1 protein-coding gene is annotated in these 1648 nt (G+C 33.6%); it reads left to right on the forward strand.

What is annotated here, in order from left to right:
• The first annotated feature begins 1025 nt into the window (after positions 1–1025).
• The gene (locus R7Z77_RS23890; protein WP_318136867.1) at positions 1026–1634 is read left to right on the forward strand and encodes a PDC sensor domain-containing protein; all 609 of its coding nucleotides are present in this window, start codon (positions 1026–1028) and stop codon (positions 1632–1634) included.
• Positions 1635–1648 lie beyond the last annotated feature (14 nt).

Below are 1648 nucleotides of genomic sequence, written 5' to 3' on the forward strand. Positions count from 1 at the left end.
TACGATGATTAACTGATGTAACCGATCAGATCGTAACTTCCTGATTTAGTTCCATCGAATTACGCAACAAAGCCACTATGTATTTCAGTTTCCTCTTAAAGCTGTGTCGTCGATAGCCATCTGCTTTTTACCTGAATCTGTTCGATGTCTTTCTTTATTTCTCCGGCTGAAACGACTTGGCTTAAGTGCTTTGGTTCTATCTCACCTATAGTTCTTACGAGAATATTCATTACCGATATGTTTTATTCAAAAGTCTCGATATTTTTCAAATATTCAAGCTTGTTATATGTTAAGTAAAAATTATAACCTCATCAATCGATACTTGATATAACGTAAGCAATAACCAGAAAAACATTTCAAGAAATGAATTAACGTCCTAGGGTGTTCAATTTTGCCATAGTGGTACACAAAACTTAATTTTATATTATGTTTATTTTCGTTACGACCTTGTACTTTGCTTAAGTTTTAGATGAAAATGAATAACTGATCGGATGATGGTTCAGAAAAAGATAAAATTTATCATTAACAAACAATAATATTAATCAGGGGTTTGTTTTGCATTGCAACATATGCCAATTGGTATCCGTTAAGCATGTACGTATAGGAACAATAACTATCTGCGAGGAATGCCTAACATCTATTAATCGGTTATATAATAACCAAGAACAAACGCATAATTATGATGAGTTTGAGATTTTATTTCACGCGGAAATGAGCCTGAGAATATTCAAGATAACTTATCCAGAAACAAGTAAACTCGATAGTTTTCCATTTCAGTTAAAAAGATTAAGGAGAAATATTGAAAATCTAGAAATAAAGCTTGCTCAACTTCCATCTGATGCCAATTTACATGCGCCTATGAAAGAAATAGTCAAAGAACTCAAAGATTTATACGAAAGTTATTGCTAAATATCCATCGAAAAATATGCAATTGGTTGAGTTAGTGTGAATAGGTGATACTTTAAATTTAAAAAATAAATACTCCCCATCGACTGAAAAAAAACATAATTAAGACGAATGTAACGATGATAAAAAGAATTTATTACGTATATATATCAATTTTATTATTAATAACGATAATAACCACTGGTGCCATCTATATATTACTTAGTTCAGAACAATCTTTAGTTTCTAACAGTGAAGTAGAAACTAGTTCTGAAAGAATCAAAACTAACTATCACTCAGCTATTTATAGACTTGAAACGCAAACTATCGGTATGGCGAGTTTAGTTATCTTTAATGAATCTGTGAACGAAAAAGAACTATTTGATCAGTTGGTAGAAGCAACAAAAGCACAAGATTATGTTATCGATGTTTATGTAGCTAAGCCTGACGGTGAGACCATTTCTGCTCAAGAAGGAGGGCATATCGAAGGCTACAACGCACGCAGCCTTAATAAATCTTGGTTCATGCCTATCGTCAACGGAGCGGCTTTTAACATGACCCCTCCACAAGAGAACTTATCCGGTGATTTTATCGTCTCAGTATCTGCCCCTATAAAAGAACGAGGGAAAATAGTAGGAGTTTACGCTATGGATATTGACCTAGGTAAATACCTATTTAGTAAAGACTCCCGAATTCAACTGCGAAGTGCGACACTCGCTAATATCAAGCAGCCAATGCCATTTCTTTAAATACAATTGCTGGC

The sequence above is a fragment of the Vibrio sp. 1401 genome, assembly GCF_033340295.1.

Coding starts and splice junctions, on each gene's coding strand:
- R7Z77_RS23890 (WP_318136867.1), top strand. CDS start 1,026: ATGATAAAAAGAATTTATTACGTATATATATCAATTTTATTATTAATA.